The following is a 16,887-nucleotide window of genomic DNA, read 5'->3' as shown; positions in this document are numbered from 1 at the left end:
GCTTCCGAGCCATGGGTGAGTTCGAGCTGATCAACCATTACTTCGCCGCCGCGCCCTGTGCGCAGAGCGGTGAAGGCGTGGCCCTGGGGATCGGTGACGACTGCGCGCTGCTGGACCTGCCTGCTGGCGAGCAGTTGGCGGTGTCTACCGACACCCTGGTCGTTGGCGTGCACTTCCCGGCGGTCTGCGACCCGTACCTGCTTGGCCAGCGTGCGTTGGCCGTGGCGGCCAGCGACCTGGCAGCCATGGGCGCCCAGGCCATCGGTTTCACCCTCGCCCTGACCCTCCCCGATGTCGGCGCTGACTGGCTCAAGGCTTTCGCTGACGGCCTCAGCCACATGGCTCAGCGATGCCGCATGAGCCTTATCGGCGGTGACACGACCCGTGGCCCGCTGAGCCTCACCGTCACTGTGTTCGGCAGCGTGCCGGCCGGCCAGGCCTTGCGCCGCAGCGGTGCCAGGCCTGGGGACCTGTTGTGTGTCGGGGGCGATCTGGGCAAGGCGGCGGGTGCGTTGCCCCTGGTATTGGGGGAGCGCAACGCGCCCGCCGAGCAGGCCGAGCCGCTCCTGGCCCACTACTGGTCGCCGATGCCACAGCTCGCCCTTGGCCAACGCCTGCGTGGCCGGGCCACGGCCGCGATGGACATCTCCGATGGCCTGCTCGCTGACTGCGGGCATATCGCCAAACGGTCCGGTGTCGCGCTGCAGGTGAACCTGGCGCAGGTGCCAGTGTCTCCTGCGCTAGTGGCTTTCCTCGGGCTGGACGCGGCACTGCAGGCGGCGCTCACCGGTGGCGATGATTACGTGCTGGTCTTTACCCTGCCGCCCGAGGCGCTTTCAACCCTGGCTAACGCCGATGTGCATGTCATCGGTTGTGTGCTCGAAGGGCAGGGGGTGACCCTGCTTGACCCCCAGGGCCAGGACATCACCCCCGTACAGCGGGGTTATCAACACTTTAGGGAGACACCGTGACCGACCACCCCAAACAGGTGCCTGCGGAGTTCGTTCCGCCTTCGGTCTGGCGCAATCCGTGGCACTTCATCGCCTTCGGCTTCGGCTCTGGCACCCTACCCAAGGCCCCCGGTACGTGGGGTTCGTTGGTGGCGATCCCGTTCATCCCGCTGTGGCAGATGTTGCCCGACTGGGGCTACTGGCTGCTGTTGGGCATAACCATGCTGTTCGGCTTCTGGTTGTGCGGCAAAGTGGCCGATGACTTGCGTGTGCATGACCATGAAGGCATTGTCTGGGACGAGATGGTCGGCATGTGGATCACCCTGTGGCTGGTGCCGGACGGGTGGCAGTGGATCCTGGCGGGGTTCCTGATGTTCCGCTTCTTCGACATCCTCAAGCCGTGGCCGATTCGCTGGATCGACCGCCACGTGCACGGCGGGGTCGGCATCATGCTCGACGATATCCTGGCAGGCGTGTTCGCCTGGCTGGGCATGCAGGTTCTGGTATGGGTGGTTGGCTGAAACAGGGAGCGCTTTGATGGCCATAAGGACTGTGCTGCTGGCAATGATGCTGAGCCTTGCCCCTTGGGCCATGGCCGCCGAGGGTCTGCCCAGGCAGGTCCATCTGGTCAGTGAAGTGTGGTTCGACTACACCAATGCCGATGGCACTGGGGTGGCCTGGGATGTGCTGCGCAAGGTCTTCGAGCCTGCCGGGGTCAAGGTCGTGACCCAGAGTGCGCCGTACAGCCGTGCGGTAGGGCTGGTCAAGCGTGGCGAGGCGGATGCCTGGGTGGGCTCCTACAAGGAGGAGAACGGCGACAACCTCTACCCCCGCTGGCACTTCGACATGGATCACATCTATGCCCTTGGCCTCGCCAGCAAACCGGTGCCCACCCTGGCCACCGTCGGCCAGTACCGTCTGGCCTGGGTGCGTGGCTACGACTACAGCAACTACCTGCCCAATGCGAAGAACTTTCGTGAAATCCAGCGCCGCGAAGGCATTCTGCCAATGCTCGAGCATGACCGCGTAGATTTCTACATCGACGCGCAAACCGAGGTCGATTACGTGCTCGGGCAGAGCCCGCAACCGCAGCGCTTCCGCCGTACCCACGTGGCCGAACTGCCGTTGTACTTGGCGTTTTCCCGCAGCGAACAGGCCAAGGCACTGCGCGACCTGTTCGACAGGCGTATGGCCGAGCTGGTGCGCAGCGGTGAGCTGAAGCCGATCTTCGAGCACTGGAAGCAGCCGTACCCCTTCACCACTGACAGCAAGCCGCTGTGACCCCGGCCCGGTCCAGACAGCCTAAGCATCGAACTTTTCGATCTTAAGCCACGGTATTCAGCGAGCGCGCAGGCGCCGACCTGCTGATACAATCGGCCCACGAGAAATTTCCAACTTAATCCAGGAGCACAACGTGCCCGTCGTCTTTGTTGCCGCCTCTAAACTCCCGACCCCTTTTGCGACTTTCACCATGCATGGCTTCCTTGACGAAGCCACCGGCCGTGAGCATGTAGTGCTCAGCCTGGGTGATATCGCCGATGGCGAGCCGGTGCTGGGGCGCCTGCATTCCGAGTGCCTGACTGGCGATGCCTTGTTCAGCCAGCGTTGCGACTGTGGTTCGCAGCTTGAAGCGGCACTGCAGGCCATCGCCCGTGAAGGCCGTGGCGTGCTGCTGTACCTGCGCCAGGAAGGCCGTGGTATCGGCCTGCTGAACAAGATCCGTGCCTACGAGTTGCAGGACGGTGGTGCCGACACGGTCGAGGCCAACGAGCGCCTGGGCTTTGCCGCGGACCAGCGTGACTACGCCATATGCCTGCCGATGCTCGAGCACCTGGGCGTGAAAGCGCTGCGTCTGATGACCAACAACCCACGCAAGGTCAAGGCGCTGACCGACATGAACATCAAGGTCGCCGAGCGCGTGCCGCTGCACACTGGGCAGAATCCGCACAATCGTTATTACCTGGCGACCAAGGCCGGCAAGCTCGGTCACATGCTGGGCAACGAACATCAGGGCGAGGTGCCCCAGGCGTGACCCGGGGCGAGGTGAAGCGGCGTCTGGCGCTGGCCTGGTGGCAGTACCTGGCGGTCGGCCTGGTGCCGCTGCCGGTGATGGCCTGGGCCTTTGGCGGCGGTGATGCACTGATTCCGGTGCTGGCCATGCCACTGTTCATCGCGGGGGCGGCGACCATGTTCCTCAGCCTGCCGCGCTTCGGCGCGTACAAGCGCGCCTTGATCGCGACCTCCAAAGTGCTGGGCACTGCCGAAGAGCCTGCCGCCTGGATCACCCTCGCGCAGGTCCGGCGCATGGCCATGTTGTTCGCCTGCTTCCCCGCCTGGGTCGCCGCACTGTCGGTACTGGTTGGGCTGGAGGCGGTGCCGCAGATCCTCCTGGCGTTATCCACCGTGGTGCTGCTCTACCTCTACCGCATACCGCGTCAACTGGCGTGATGCGCGGCCTGCTTTGCCTGCTGGCCCTGCTGGCCTGCGCCGTCCAGGCTGGCGAACCGTTGCGTGTGGTCAGCCTGGCGCCTTCTATGAGCGAAATCATGCTTGAGCTGCAGGCCGACGACCTGCTGGTGGGCGTGGTCGACGGCGGCGAGCGGCCGGCGGCCTTGCGCCACCTGCCGTCGGTAGGGCGCCAGGGGCAATTGGACATGGAGCGCTTGCTAAGCCTCAAGCCAAACCTGCTGCTGGTCTGGCCAGGGGGTGTGGCACCGGCCCAGCGTGATCAGCTCAAGCGCCTGGGCATCGCGACCTACAGCGCCGAACCCCATGACCTTGAGCAATTGCTCGAGCAGATAGAAGCCGTTGCGGTGCAGGTGGGCCGGGCCGAGCGGGGGCGGCAGCAGGTACTGGCCCTGCGCAGTCGGCTGCAGCAGTTGCGTCAGCAGTATCGGCGCGAGCAGCCGCTACGGGTGTTCTACCAGGTCTGGGACCGGCCGTTGTACACCCTCGGCGGGCACCAGGTGGTCACCGATGCCTTGGCGGTGTGTGGCGCACGCAACATCTTTGCCGACCTGAACCAGCCGGCGCCGCAGGTAAGTGTGGAGGCGGTGCTGCAGCGCGATCCACAGGTGATCCTGGCAGGCGATCGGGCGCAGCTGGCAAGCTGGAAGGCATGGCCTGGGCTCAGTGCCGTGGCGGGGGACCGTTTGCTGGTGGTGCCAGACAAGGGCCTGGAGCGCCCTAGCGGGCAGATGATTGAAGCCACTGCCCGCCTGTGCGCAGTGCTGGCGGCTACAGTGCCGGTGTCCAGGTAACGCTGAACAGCGCCGTGCGGCCCTCTTCGCGGTAGCCGTGGCTGGCATCGTCGTAGCGGTACAGCGCCCGGCTGTAGGCCTTGTCCAAGAGGTTATCCAGCTTCACTTCCAGCTTCAGTGTATCGCTCGCCGTCCAACTGCCACGCAGGCCCAATAGGCCATAGCCGCCGAGGCGGTTGCCATTGGCCTCGTCGTCGTAGCTGCCGCTCACGGCCTGCCAACTGCCCCCCACACTGAAGCGCTCGAACTGGCGGTCCAGGTCCAGGCTCAAGGTACGCCGGGCGCGACGGGCGAGGGTGTGGCCACTGTCGCGATCACGCGGGTCGGTCAAGGCCAGGCCGAGCTGGCTGCGCCATGGGCCCCACTGCTGGTCCAGCGCCATTTCCAGGCCGTTGATGCGCGCTGCGGCAACGTTCCCCGGGATCGAATCCTGGCCGAAGATGATCGCATCGCGCAGGTCGGTGCGGTACAGCGAGGTTTCCAGGCGGCTGTCGGCTGTGAGCTGGCTACGCCACTGCAGCTCGTAGCTCCTGGAGTGTTCGGGTTTCAAGCCTGGGTTGCTGTACTGCGGGTAGTACAGGTCGTTGAAGGTTGGTGCCCGAAAACCTTCGCTGTAGGACAGCAGTACATCGTTGTGTGCATTCAGCGGCACGGTCAGGCTGCCACCCCAGGTGGTCTGGCCGCCGAACTGCTGGTTCTGGTCACGACGCACGCCGACTTCGGTGGAGAACTGCTCGCCACTGAAGCGGTGCTGGATGAACGCGGCGCGGTTCCAGCGGCTGTCCTCGGTGAAGTCGGTGCTGGCGTGGACACGGTCTTCATACCAGTCGCCACCGATCAGCAGGCTGTGCTGGTCGGTTAGTGCCAGGTCGTTCTGCCAGGTGAGTTGGTCGCGGTAGGTGTTGAAGACGAAGCGCTCGTCGCTCAGCTTGTCACGCTTGTCATCGCGATTTTCGCTGTGGCCCAGTTCCAGCCGCGAATGCCAGCGTTCGCTGAACTGGGCGTCGAAGTAGGTGCCGAGGCTGCTGACAGTGAAATCGGTGTAGGGCTTTTGCCCAACGCTTTCGAACGTGGCGAGGTCGAAGCGCCCGAACGGGTTGTCGTATTCGCTGCGGCCGCGGCTGTCGAGCAGGGTGAGGCCGGCCTCGAAGCGTTCGCCCAAGGTGTGGCTCAGGCTCAGGTTGAACGACCGGTTGCGGTAGGCGTCATGGTCAGCGTCGCTGGCGAACGACGGCCGGGTCGAGTCGATGCCGGCGGTTTCGTCGAGGCTGGCGCCAAGGTTGAAGCGGGTGGCGCCGTCACCGCCAGAAAGCCCCAGGCTGCGCTGGAACGTCTGATTGCTGCCTGCCGCCAGGCGCAGGCGGGGGTGCACACCCTGACTGTCGCCTCGGCGGGTGAAGATCTGGATGACCCCGCCGATGGCGTCGCTGCCATAGATGGCCGATCGCGAGCCTCGCAGCACTTCGACGCGCTCGATCTGGTCGACATCGAGAAACTGCAGGCCACTGTCGCCGGAGGTGGCGTTGGCAATACGCACGCCATCGACAAGCACAAGGCTCTGGGCGGCCTTGGTGCCCCGGATGAAGATGCCCGGCAGGCTGCCACGACCACCGGTGGGCGCGACTTGTACACCGGGCACACGGGCAAGCAGGTCGGTGACACTGGTGGGTTGCAGGCGGTCGATGTCGCTGCGGGTAAAGACGGTGTTGGCGGCGCTGGTGGCGGTGCGCGACTCGACCTGGCGGTTGGCGCTGATCAGTACATCGGGCAGTTTCAACGCAGCGTCGCGGGCGGCTTCGCCGGCGAAGACTGTTGCGGGGACGCAGAGCAAGGTGGCGAGGGTCGGACGTTTCATCGGTGCTTCCAAAGCATTCGCGGGTAAACCCACTCCCACAGGGGCCGTATTGAGCCCGGGGGGAGTGGGTTTACCCGCGAATGGGTCATCTTGGCCAGTGAGCCTTACAGGCCGAGCTTGGCCATCCGAGCCTTCACCGAAGCCTCGATGCCGGCAGCATCCAGCCCGCACTCGGCCAGCATCTGCGCCGGCTTGGCATGTTCCACATAGATGTCCGGCAGCCCCAGGTGCAACAACGGCTTGAGCAGAGCCTGGCTAGCCAGGAACTCACCCACGGCAGCGCCGGCACCGCCCATGATGGCGTTTTCTTCGATGGTCACCAGCAGCTCATGGCTGGCGGCCAATTCAAGTACCAAGGCCTCGTCCAGCGGTTTGACGAAGCGCATGTCGACCACGGTGGCATTGAGTGGCTCGGCAACCTGCAGCGCCTCGGCCAGCTGCACGCCAAACACCAGCAGTGCGACTTTTTCGCCCTGGCGCCGTACCACGCCCTTGCCGATTTCCAGCGGCAGCAGGTCGTCGGTGATCGGTGCGTTGGGGCCGCTGCCACGCGGGTAGCGCACGGCTGCGGGGCCGTTGTACAGGTGCCCGGTGGTGAGCATCTTGCGCAGTTCATTCTCGTCGCTTGGCGTCATCACCAGCATGCCCGGGATGCAGCGCAGGTACGACAGGTCGTAGCTGCCTGCATGGGTGGGGCCGTCTTCGCCAACAAGGCCTGCACGGTCAATGGCGAACAGCACGTCAAGGTTCTGTACTGCCACGTCGTGGATCAGCTGATCGTAGGCGCGCTGCAGGAAGGTGGAGTAGATCGCCACCACTGGCTTGCTGCCCTCGCAGGCCATGCCGGCCGCCAAGGTGACGGCGTGCTGCTCGGCGATTGCCACATCGAAGTAGCGCTCCGGGTAGCGCTCGCTGAAGGCGACCAGGTCGGAGCCTTCCTTCATCGCTGGCGTGATGCCTACCAGGCGTTTGTCGGTGGCGGCCATGTCGCACAGCCACTGGCCGAACACCGCGGAATACTTCGGGCCGCTGGCTTTTTTCGGGGCAGCCGGTTTGTCGGCAGGCTCAAGCTTGGTGATGGCGTGATAGCCGATCGGGTCGATCTCGGCCGGGGCGAACCCCTTGCCCTTCTTGGTCACCACGTGCAGGAACTGCGGGCCCTTGAGGTCACGCATGTTGCGCAAGGTGGCGATCATGGTCGGCAGGTCATGGCCGTCGATCGGACCGATGTAGTTCCAGCCCAGCTCTTCGAACAGGGTGCCGGGTACCAGCATGCCCTTGGCGTATTCCTCGGTGCGGCGGGCAATTTCCCAGGCACCGGGCAGGCGCGACAGGACCTTCTTGCTGCCCTCGCGCATGCTCGCGTAGGTGCGGCTGGAGAGGATCTTGGCCAGGTAGTTGGACAGCCCGCCGACGTTGCGCGAGATCGACATGTCGTTGTCGTTGAGGATGACAAGCATGTCGGCGTTGACTTCCTGGGCGTGATTCAGCGCCTCGAAGGCCATGCCGGCGGTCAGGGCGCCGTCGCCGATCACCGCGATCGACTTGCGTGCGCTGTTCTGCAGGCGGGCGGCAATGGCCATGCCCAGCGCTGCGCTGATCGAAGTGCTGGAGTGACCCACGCCAAAGGTGTCGTATTCGCTCTCGCTGCGGCGCGGGAAGGCGGCGATGCCATCCTTCTGACGCAGGCTCAGCATGCGGTTGCGGCGGCCAGTGAGTATCTTGTGCGGGTAGGCCTGATGGCCTACGTCCCACACCAGCCGGTCGTCCGGGGTGTCGAAGACGTAGTGCAGGGCGATCGTCAGCTCGATGACGCCCAGGCCGGCGCCAAAATGCCCACCGGTCTGGCCAACGGTATAGAGCAGCTCCTGGCGCAACTCGTCGGCCAGGGTCTCCAGGTCGGCTTCGGCCAGCCGACGCAGGCCGGCAGGCGTGTCAGCACGGTCAAGCAGCGGCGTGACCGGGCGTTCGCGGGGGATCTCTTGAAACGTCGTGGGCATCAGGCGAGTCGTTATAGATGTTTAAGACGCGGCAGTTTACCCCATTGTGGGAAATACTGCCCATTCAGACGGGTGTCGTATGGAGCTGGCTCGCCGACGAAGGGCCGCAGAACGGCGCCGGTCAATCAGTGCCGGCGTTCGACGATGTAACGCGCCAGCGCCCGCAGCGGTTCTGCGTTGTCACCAAACCCTTCCAGTGCGACCAGCGCCTGGTCGCGCAGTTCGATCGCATACGCCTTGGCCGCTTCCAGGCCAAGCAGGGCAGGGTAGGTCGGTTTGTCGCGGGCGATGTCGGCGCCCTGGCGTTTGCCAAGGGTCGCGGTGTCGCTTTCCACGTCGAGAATGTCGTCCTGCACCTGGAACGCCAGGCCGATGGCCTGCGCATAAGCCTGCAGGGCGTCCAGTTGGGCCTGTTCGGCGCGGGCACTGGCCAGGGCGCCGAGGCGTACGCTGGCCTCGATCAGCGCGCCGGTCTTGTGCCGGTGCATGAATTCCAGGGCCTTCTGGTCCAGCTTGATGCCCACGGAACCGAGGTCGATGGCCTGGCCGCCCACCATGCCCGCAGGCCCAGCAGCCTTGGCCAGGGCCTGGACCATGGCCAGGCGGATGGCGTCGGGCTGCGGGCTTAGCCGTGGGTCGAGCAGGGCACTGAAGGCCAGGCTCTGCAGGCCGTCGCCGGCTAGGATCGCGCAGGCTTCATCGAAGGCTTTGTGGGTGGTCGGCTGGCCGCGGCGCAGGTCGTCATCGTCCATGGCCGGCAGGTCGTCATGCACCAGCGAATACGCATGGATCAGCTCCACCGCGCAGGCAGCGCCGTTGGCCTGCTCGGCCGGTGCGCCCAGCGCTTGGCAAGCGGCATAGGCGAGCAGCGGGCGCACGCGCTTGCCACCGTTCATCACGCTGTAGCGCATCGCGGCGTATAGCCGCTCAAGCTCCTTGGTGGGTGCGATGAACAGGGGTTCGAGGGCCGCATCGACGCGCGCCTGGCTACTGGCCTGGTAGGCACCGATCATGCCTCTGGCTCCGCATCGAAGGGCTGAGCGGCGAGCTCGCCGTCGCGCTCGAGCAGTATCTGTACTTTCTGCTCGGCCTGGGCCAGGGCGCCCTGGCAATCGCGGGTCAGGGCGATACCTTGCTCGAAGGCGGCCAGCGAGTCTTCCAGCGACAGCTCGCCGTTCTCCAAGCGTTCGACCAGGGTTTGCAGGTCGGCGAGGGATTGCTCGAAATCGATGGAGGCTTTTTTGCGGGCCATGGCGACGGGTCTCGGAGGCTGTTCAGAACGGCGCGACACTAGCAGAGCGGGGCGGGGGGAGCAAACTTGAGGGTGAATTCCCCGGCCCCGTCGATTGATCAGGCGGGCACAGCTTCCAGCTCCAGCATCGCCTCACGGTAGCGCGCCAGCTCTTCGATGGTCAGCACGGGCAGATTGTACTGGCGGGCATACACCGCCACCTGTTCGCCGCGGGCCATGCTGCCGTCGGGGTTCATCAGCTCGCACAGCACCGCTGCCGGGCGCAACCCGGCCAGGCGGGCCAGGTCAACCGAGCCTTCGGTATGCCCACGACGGGTCAGCACCCCGCCGTCGCGAGCGCGCAGCGGGAACACGTGGCCAGGGCTGACGATATGGCGTTGCGCCGCCGTGGAGCGCAGCGCTGCCTCGATGGTGGTAATGCGGTCCTGGGCCGAAACCCCCGTGGTAACGCCTTCGGCCGCCTCTATGGTAACGGTGAAGCCGGTGCCATGGCGGGCCTGGTTGTTCTGCACCATCGGTGCCAGTTGCAGGGCATCGACGGTGGCCTCGTCCAGGCACAGGCAGACGATGCCGCTGCAGTCGCGAATCATCATGGCCATGGTCTGTAGGGAGAGGTTTTCTGCCGCAGCAACGATGTCTGCTTCGTCCTCGCGGTCGTCATCGTCGAGCAGCAGCACAGGGCGCCCGGCCTGGAAGGCGGCGATGGCGGCGGACACATTGGGGAATTGCGGATGATACGTGGTGGACATGAAACGCTCCTCGTGATTGATCGATGAACGTCTCGGGGCGAACAAAATGCGCGCGCAAGGGCGCCCGAATGGCCCTTGCCTGACGCCTTCTTTCATCCGGACTATGACCGTCGGCTCTGGAGTCGCACCAGATCTGCTGACCCCCGGCATGGCCGGAGCGCTCGCGGGCTCATCTTTCGATTTACCGCCGGTGGGGACTTTCACCCCGCCCTGAAGACCCGGCCAGCATACAACACCGGGCCACCCTGCTGGCAAGCCTGCTGTCTACGACCTTCGGCGGTATCATGGGGCAATGGCCTTTCTGGAACAGCCCAATGGACATTCTTCAAGCCGCCGGCGGCAAGCCGATCAAACTGTGGACCGACGGTGTTCCGGTCGAAGACGACGCACGCCGGCAGTTGCTCAACACGGCCAGGATGCCGTTCATCTTCAAGCACCTGGCGGTGATGCCGGACGTGCACCTGGGCAAGGGCTCGACCATCGGCAGCGTCATCCCTACCGTCGGTGCGATCATCCCGGCGGCGGTGGGTGTGGATATCGGCTGCGGCATGATTGCTGCGCGCACGTCGCTGCACGCCCGCGACTTGCCAGACAACCTGCACGGCCTGCGCAGTGCCATCGAGCAGGCGGTGCCCCATGGCAAGACATTCGGCCGTCGTGACCACGGCGCGTGGGACAACGTGCCCGGTACGGCAGAGCGGCTCTGGGGCCAGCTTGCCGGGCGCTTCAAGGTTATTACCGACAAGTACCCAAGGCTGGAAAAGACCAACAACCGCCACCACCTGGGTACGCTAGGGGGCGGCAACCACTTCATCGAAGTCTGCCTGGACGAGGCCGACCGCGTGTGGTTCATGCTGCACAGTGGTTCGCGGGGCGTGGGCAATGCCATCGGCAACCTGTTCATCGAACTTGCCCAGGCGGACATGCGCCAGCACCTGGCGAACCTCCCGGACAAGGACCTGGCGTACTTCGAGGAGGGCAGCCGGCACTTTGCCGACTATGTCGAAGCGGTGGAATGGGCCCAGGACTTCGCCCGCCACAACCGCGAGCTGATGATGCAAGCGGTTGTCGCAGCCACGCGCAAGGTGCTCGGCAAACCGTTCCAGGCCAGCTTGGAGGCGGTCAACTGCCATCACAATTATGTGCAGCGTGAGCAGCACTTCGGGCGTGAAGTGCTGATTACGCGCAAGGGCGCGGTGTCGGCGCAGAAGGGGCAGCTGGGCATCATTCCCGGTTCGATGGGGGCCAAGAGTTTCATCGTGCGAGGGCTGGGTAACGAGGACGCGTTCTGCTCATGCAGCCACGGTGCCGGAAGGGTAATGAGCCGAACCAAGGCCAAGAGCCGCTTCAGCGTGGAAGATCAGCGGCGGGCCACGGCGCATGTGGAATGCCGCAAGGACAAGGAGGTCATCGATGAAATACCGATGGCCTACAAAGACATCGATGCGGTGATGCGAGCGCAACAGGCGCTGGTTGAGGTGGTACACACGCTGCGGCAGGTAGTCTGCGTGAAGGGTTGACCGTAATGGCCCTATCGCCGGCGATAGGGCCTTACAGGTCTACTGCGACATCCCTTCGATCACTTTTCTGAGCGAAGCAGGCAACATCGGCCCATGCCCCAGCCCCTCGAACCGCTCGAAGCGCACCTGCAACCCCTGCACCTTGGCCAGGTCAGCCGCCAGTTCCCGCGCCGGTCGCTCCACATCCCCTTTTACCGCTGCTCGCGGGTTGGACGGTTCCTCGCCTCCGCGCATCAGCAGCAACTGCGGCCGGTTGTTACCCAAGCGCTGTTGCAGGCCCTGCGCCTCGGCAACGATGGCCCCGTCGCGCCACCATAACGATGGGCTGGCAGCCGCGTAGTCACTGAACGCTCCCGGGCGAGTGAACAGTGCATGCAGCACCGCCAGCCCACCATAGGAATGCCCCCACAGCGTCTGGCGCTGGAGGTCGATGGGGGCCACACCGGCCACCATCGGCCGCATACGTAGGGTCAGCAGGTCGAAAAACGCATCCACGCCACCGCTGGGCTGGCCGGTCAGCGGGTCGCGCTGTTCGGCCAGCCCAGGGATTGCCGGGGTGTAGTCATAGGTCCGCCCGGCACGCTCGATACGCTGTTCGGTCTGGTACCCCACGGCGACCAGCAGCGGCGCCTGGCCAGCGGCGAGCTTCTCCAGCTGTGCGCTGTCCAGCGCACCGATCGCCGCGTTGCCATCCAGCATCCACAACACGGGGTAGCCTGCGGCGGGCGCCGGGCGGTCTGGCTTGCCGATCCACAGGCGGTAATGGCGCTGGCCATCGGCCGAATCCAGGTCAAGGTGGCTGAAGTGATAGGCCAAGTCCTGCCGCTGTAGCAGTGACGTATCCATTTTCTGCTCACGCTGCGGCTGCGCCAGGGCCACCGGGGCCGTGAGGGCCAGCGCCAGCGCGAGGTACAAGGGCATCTTGCTCATCCGGCAGTCTCCTCAGGGCGTCAGAACGACGCGGTCAGGCTGGTGTACAGGGTGCGGCCTGGTTCGTTGTAAGTGGCTGCGCCAGCCCCGTCGATACCGTTCACCCCCTGGGCATTGCCCGCGCGGAACAGGCGCTTGTCGAACAGATTGTCGACCCCTGCGGTCACACTGAGGTTTTTGCTGATCGCATAGGTGCCGCTGGTACCGACCAGTGCATAGGGCGCCAGTTGGTCGTTCGAGGACCCGGTGACGCGGTCGCCATGGTAGTCGTATTTCTTCGGCTTCTGCTTGCCGTACCAGGCCACGCTCAGTTGCAGCGACAAGTCGTCGGTGGCTTGCCAGTCGAGCATCGAGTTGAGGGTGTAGGCCGGGGTTACCGACAGGGTTTCGCCGGTTTGCTTGTTCTTGGACTGCAGCATGTAGGTGAGGTTGTTGCTCCACTTCAACTGCTCGGTCAGCGGGATGGTCAGCGTGCCCTCCAGGCCCTCGACCAGCGCCTTGGGAATGTTCTCCCACTGGTAGATCGCAGCGTTGGCGTAGCTGCCAGAACCCCCTGTGGCGGTGCCGATCGGGCTCAGGCCGGAGTCGATCTTGTTCTTGTAGTCGTTGCGGAAGTAGGTGAGGCCAGCCACCCAGCCGCCCTGCTGGTACTCGATACCCAGTTCCTTGTTGACGCTGGTTTCGGCCTTGAGGTTGTCGTTGCCCTGCAGGTAGCAGCTGGTGCTCTGGCCATAACAGCCCTGACCACGGCTGTAGAGCAGGTAGTCGGAATTGAGCTGATACAGGTTCGGCGCCTTGTAGGCACGGGCGATGCCGGCCTTGAGGGTGAGTGTGTCGGTCAGCGCATGGGACAGGTTGAGCGAGGGGCTCCAGTTGTCGCCGACCATACTGTGGTGATCGAAACGCAGCGCCGGGGTGAGCATGGTGCCGGGGAGCAGCTCGATGTTGTCTTCGGCGAACAGCGAGAAGATCTGTGCCTGCGAAGTGGTGGCGCGGCCGCTGCTGGTCAGGCCGTCGACGGCGCCGCCTTCGCTGGTGGTCTGGGTGTTGGCGCTCGGGTCATCGAGCTTTTGCTGGCTCCATTCGCTGCCCAGGGTCAGGGTCTGGTCGCGCCAGGCGTGCAGTGGCAGGTTCAACTCGCCGTGGGCGGTCAGGTCACGCAGGGTCGAGGTGTAGAAGTCGGTGCTGCTGAAGATGCCTTCGGTACCACCGGCCAGGCCTTCGTTGATTCGCTGGTTACGGGTCTTTTCGTATTGCAGGAAGGCCATGCTGCTGCCGAAGTCCCAGTCGCCCCGGTGGGTGAGGGCGAAGTTTTCGCGGTACAGGATGTTGGTCTCCTTGCCCAGCATGCGCTTGACGTTGGCATTGGAGTTGGTGTTCTGGGTATCGCCGGTGTAGATGTTGCCCTGGCGGCTGAAGCCCGCTTCCAGCTCCAAGGTTTGCTCGGGCGTCAGGCGCCAGCTGAGCAGGCCGTTGATGTCCTTGTTGCGTACCCCCTCTCGGCCGGCGGGCAGGGTGCCGACCTGGTTGCCGCTACGCTCGGATTCATGGCCGGCATTGATATCCCAGTCGTCCGAGTCGGTCTTGGCGACATTGCCGTACACGCGGTAGCTCAAGGCATCGGTGAGCGGCCCGTTGAGGCCGAAGCTCACCCGCTTGGTGGCGCCTTCGTCACCGTGCTGGGGGAAGTTCTGGTACACGGTCATGTTGCCGTGGGTTTGGCCGGAGGCTTGCTTGGTGATGATGTTGATCACCCCGCCCATGGCGCCGGAGCCGTAGCGGGCGGCAGCCGGGCCGCGGATCACTTCGATGCGCTCGACCTGGTCGGCGGGCACCCAGTTGGTGTCGCCACGTGAGTCACGCTCGCCGCGCCAGCCGTAGCGCACTGAACTGCGGCTGCTGACCGGTTTGCCATCGACCAGGATGAGGGTGTTTTCCGGGCCCATGCCGCGGATGTCGATCTGCCGGTTGTTGCCGCGCTGGCCGCTGGTGGAGTTACCGGTCAGGTTGACCCCAGGCATGGTGCGGATGATCTGTGACAGGTCGTTGGCGGGTGGACGCTTCTTGATGTCTTCGGCGGTGATGACCGACACACCCGGTGCCTGCTTGGTTTCTTCCAGTGCCGTGGCCACGACATTCTGGCTCTCCAGTTCGATGGGCGCAGGCTGGTCGGTGGCGGCATGCACGGCGCTGCTCAGCAGGCAGCTGGACAACAGCAGGAACGGGGCGAAAGGAAGCGGGCGGGGCGACATCATCGATCTCCGGAACATCGAGCGGAATGCAAGAGATCACGGATGATAATTACTCTTAATTGAGAGTAAAGCGCATTAACTTTCTAAACATTCTTGGCGATCGGCAGCAGCAGGTGCAGGTGCAGGCCCGGGTGGCCATTACAGGCCCACAGGCGGCCACCTTGCAGCTCGATGGCCCGCCGGGCGATGGCCAGGCCCAGGCCAAAACCGGCGCCACTGTCGGCCAGGCGCTGATAGGGCTTGAAGATACGGTCCAGCGCATCGTGCGGCACCCCTGGCCCTTGGTCGCTCAGGCGCAGGTGCCAGTGATCGCCTTCGCGCCACCCGTCGAGGCTGATGTTGCCGTCGACCGGTGAATGGCGGATGGCGTTGCGCAACAGGTTCTCCAGCGCTTGGGCCAGGCTGTCCAGGTGGGCCTGGACCACGCATGTGGTGTCGAGCGAACAGCGCAGACGCGACGGATCCCAACCGCTTTCGAAGCAACTGTCCTGGCACAGCGCCTCCCACACCGACAGCACCAGCACAGGCTCGGTGAGCAGTTGTGGCTGCTCGGTATCCATCCATGCCAGATCGAGGGTGTCTTCGAGCAGTTTTTGCATGTCGTACACTTCGCGGTCCAGGCGCTCGCGCAACTGGGCCGGTGGCAGATCGCTGTCGTGAGCGATGCGCAGCCGTGCCAGCGGTGTGCGCAGTTCATGGGACAGCGTGCGCAGCAACAGGCGCTGCTGGTCCAGGCTCTGGCGCAGCCGCCCGGCCATGTGCTCGAAGGCCTGGGCCAGCTCGCCCAGCTCATCCCGGCGTTCTTGCAGCGGCAGGCCGGGGCTGTCGAGGTCGTCGGCTCGCAACGCGTCGGCACGGTCGCGCAGGCGGTTGAGGGGCGCCACCAGATGGCGATACAGGGCCAGCCCCATCAGCAGGGCGAGCAGCGCTGGCGCAACGCCGTGGGTGATCACGTGGGTCCACGGCGTAAGGCCGGTGGGCAGCAGGCGCTCGGGCAACTGAATGACCAGGCGGCCGTCTTGCGGGTGTTCGGGGAATGCGATGCTGACATAGGGCAGCTCGTCCTGCAGGCGTCGGCTCATCGGCCAGTCGAGCTTGCGCATGAAGGTCAAGTGGCCTGCTTCTTCGGCTGTGAGCGGCGTGCTGCCTAGGCTTTCCAGGCGCGGGCCGATCAGCGCCACCCAGGTGTCCTCGTCGGCTTCCAGCTGCCGCCGGTAGGCTTCGGCGCCCGCTGCACCGCCACTGCGCCAGGCGTCTTCGGCCTGTTGTGCGTAGCGGGCCATATACGCCTGGTCCGCCGGGGACAGGAAGTAGGTGCTGCGTTCCACCGACAGGCCCCAGGTCCAGATCAGCCAGGTCAGCAGCAGGCAGAAGCCGACCTGCAGCAGTGCGAGTTTCCACAGCAAGGGGTGGCGGCGCATCAGGTGTTTCCCGTATCCACCAGGATGTAGCCCTGGCCGCGCACGGCCTGAATCTGCAGGTGCTGGGCGCCGATGTCGGTGAGTTTGCGCCGCAGGTTGCAGACGTGTACATCCAGGCCACGGTCCAGGCGCGTGTAAGCCCGGTGCAGCACGGTCTGATAGAGGAATGCCTTGCTCAGCGCTTCGCCAGGGTGCGCGTGCAGGGTGACCAGCAGACGGTACTCCGAGCCTGTAAGGCCGGCAGCCTTGCCGTGGTGGATGACATCCTGGCGCGCCTGGTCGAGGGTTACTGAGCTTTCGCTGCGTGGTTCGGGCGGCTGCCGGTCGAGGGCGACGCGGCGCAGAAGGGCGTCGACGCGGGCGTTCAGCTCGGCCAGGCTGAACGGCTTGGGCAAGTAATCGTCGGCGCCCCGGGTAAAGCCACTGATACGGTCCTGTTCTGCTCCCAGCGCCGACATCAACACCACCGGTACAGCCTGCTGGCGGCGCAGTTCGTCGAGCAGGGTCAGGCCATCGACACCCGGCAGCATGATGTCCAGCAGCATCAGGTCGAAACGGTGTTGCTGCATGGCGATCAGTGCCTGGGTGCCGGTGGCGCAGGCCTGGACCAGGAAGCCACGGTTGAGGAAATGGCGTTCCAGGTCCTGGCGCAGGTTCGTATCGTCTTCGGCGAGGAGCAGCTTGGTGGGCACGGCGGG

At 65.0% G+C, this 16,887-nt stretch carries 16 protein-coding genes and 1 riboswitch; of the genes, 7 read left to right on the top strand and 9 right to left on the bottom strand.

What is annotated here, in order from left to right; translation table 11 throughout:
• The first annotated feature begins 11 nt into the window (after positions 1–11).
• The 6 genes from thiL to L6D80_RS15450 all read left to right on the top strand — a co-directional run bounded on the left by thiL (position 12) and on the right by L6D80_RS15450 (position 4,210).
• The gene (thiL, locus tag L6D80_RS15475) at positions 12–971 is read left to right on the top strand and encodes a thiamine-phosphate kinase (protein ID WP_176516083.1); all 960 of its coding nucleotides are present in this window, start codon (positions 12–14) and stop codon (positions 969–971) included.
• Positions 968–1,471, top strand: coding sequence for a phosphatidylglycerophosphatase A family protein (locus tag L6D80_RS15470; protein ID WP_176516085.1), 504 nt, complete (start codon positions 968–970; stop codon positions 1,469–1,471). Before thiL ends, L6D80_RS15470 begins: the two co-directional genes overlap by 4 nt.
• A gap of 16 nt (positions 1,472–1,487) precedes the next feature.
• Entirely contained in the window at positions 1,488–2,231 is a 744-nt protein-coding gene (locus tag L6D80_RS15465) for a substrate-binding periplasmic protein (RefSeq protein ID WP_176516087.1), read from the top strand.
• Positions 2,232–2,364: 133 nt separating this feature from the next.
• On the top strand, positions 2,365–2,982 hold the full coding sequence (ribA, locus tag L6D80_RS15460) for a GTP cyclohydrolase II (RefSeq protein WP_054900818.1): 618 nt from the start codon (positions 2,365–2,367) through the stop codon (positions 2,980–2,982).
• Positions 2,979–3,398 carry an MFS transporter gene (locus L6D80_RS15455; protein ID WP_176516088.1) on the top strand — a complete coding sequence of 140 codons (420 nt, stop codon included), beginning with the start codon at positions 2,979–2,981 and terminating at the stop codon, positions 3,396–3,398. The genes ribA and L6D80_RS15455 overlap by 4 nt, the downstream gene beginning before the upstream one ends.
• Complete coding sequence (locus tag L6D80_RS15450; protein WP_176516090.1) at positions 3,398–4,210, top strand: cobalamin-binding protein; 813 nt, start codon at positions 3,398–3,400, stop codon at positions 4,208–4,210. Before L6D80_RS15455 ends, L6D80_RS15450 begins: the two co-directional genes overlap by 1 nt.
• On the opposite strand, the gene L6D80_RS15445 is transcribed toward L6D80_RS15450, so the two are convergent.
• The 5 genes from L6D80_RS15445 to ribB form a co-directional block, all read right to left on the bottom strand.
• The gene (locus tag L6D80_RS15445; RefSeq protein ID WP_176516092.1) at positions 4,188–6,065 is read right to left on the bottom strand and encodes a TonB-dependent receptor domain-containing protein; all 1,878 of its coding nucleotides are present in this window, start codon (positions 6,063–6,065) and stop codon (positions 4,188–4,190) included. The genes L6D80_RS15450 and L6D80_RS15445 overlap by 23 nt on opposite strands.
• A 104-nt stretch (positions 6,066–6,169) precedes the next feature.
• On the bottom strand, positions 6,170–8,065 hold the full coding sequence (gene dxs, locus L6D80_RS15440; RefSeq protein ID WP_176516094.1) for a 1-deoxy-D-xylulose-5-phosphate synthase: 1,896 nt from the start codon (positions 8,063–8,065) through the stop codon (positions 6,170–6,172).
• Between the two features lie 125 nt (positions 8,066–8,190).
• Complete coding sequence (ispA, locus tag L6D80_RS15435) at positions 8,191–9,078, bottom strand: (2E,6E)-farnesyl diphosphate synthase (protein ID WP_054900823.1); 888 nt, start codon at positions 9,076–9,078, stop codon at positions 8,191–8,193.
• Positions 9,075–9,317: an exodeoxyribonuclease VII small subunit gene (locus L6D80_RS15430; RefSeq protein WP_054900824.1), complete on the bottom strand. Its 243-nt coding sequence runs from the start codon at positions 9,315–9,317 to the stop codon at positions 9,075–9,077. Before L6D80_RS15430 ends, ispA begins: the two co-directional genes overlap by 4 nt.
• Positions 9,318–9,415: 98 nt before the next feature.
• Entirely contained in the window at positions 9,416–10,066 is a 651-nt protein-coding gene (gene ribB, locus L6D80_RS15425; protein ID WP_176516096.1) for a 3,4-dihydroxy-2-butanone-4-phosphate synthase, read from the bottom strand.
• An 80-nt stretch (positions 10,067–10,146) separates the two neighbouring features.
• A riboswitch (FMN riboswitch) is annotated at positions 10,147–10,288 on the bottom strand.
• Between the two features lie 92 nt (positions 10,289–10,380).
• Between ribB and L6D80_RS15420 the strand changes: the two genes are divergently transcribed.
• Positions 10,381–11,586, top strand: a complete 1,206-nt coding sequence (locus tag L6D80_RS15420) for an RtcB family protein (protein ID WP_176516098.1) — start codon at positions 10,381–10,383, stop codon at positions 11,584–11,586.
• Between the two features lie 39 nt (positions 11,587–11,625).
• Here L6D80_RS15420 and L6D80_RS15415 read toward each other — a convergent pair whose 3' ends face one another.
• The 4 genes from L6D80_RS15415 to L6D80_RS15400 form a co-directional block, all read right to left on the bottom strand.
• Positions 11,626–12,516, bottom strand: coding sequence for an alpha/beta hydrolase (locus L6D80_RS15415; RefSeq protein WP_054900827.1), 891 nt, complete (start codon positions 12,514–12,516; stop codon positions 11,626–11,628).
• 20 nt (positions 12,517–12,536) lie between these two features.
• Complete coding sequence (locus L6D80_RS15410) at positions 12,537–14,768, bottom strand: TonB-dependent siderophore receptor (protein WP_054900828.1); 2,232 nt, start codon at positions 14,766–14,768, stop codon at positions 12,537–12,539.
• Between the two features lie 83 nt (positions 14,769–14,851).
• The gene (locus L6D80_RS15405; RefSeq protein WP_176516100.1) at positions 14,852–16,189 is read right to left on the bottom strand and encodes a HAMP domain-containing sensor histidine kinase; all 1,338 of its coding nucleotides are present in this window, start codon (positions 16,187–16,189) and stop codon (positions 14,852–14,854) included.
• Complete coding sequence (locus L6D80_RS15400) at positions 16,189–16,881, bottom strand: response regulator transcription factor (RefSeq protein ID WP_176516102.1); 693 nt, start codon at positions 16,879–16,881, stop codon at positions 16,189–16,191. Before L6D80_RS15400 ends, L6D80_RS15405 begins: the two co-directional genes overlap by 1 nt.
• Positions 16,882–16,887 lie beyond the last annotated feature (6 nt).

This window comes from Pseudomonas ceruminis, assembly GCF_021602025.1.
Taxonomy (GTDB): Bacteria; Pseudomonadota; Gammaproteobacteria; order Pseudomonadales; family Pseudomonadaceae; genus Aquipseudomonas; species Aquipseudomonas ceruminis.
The sequence above is the reverse complement of the archived record's forward strand: the minus strand, read 5'-3'. Positions and strand labels throughout refer to the sequence as shown.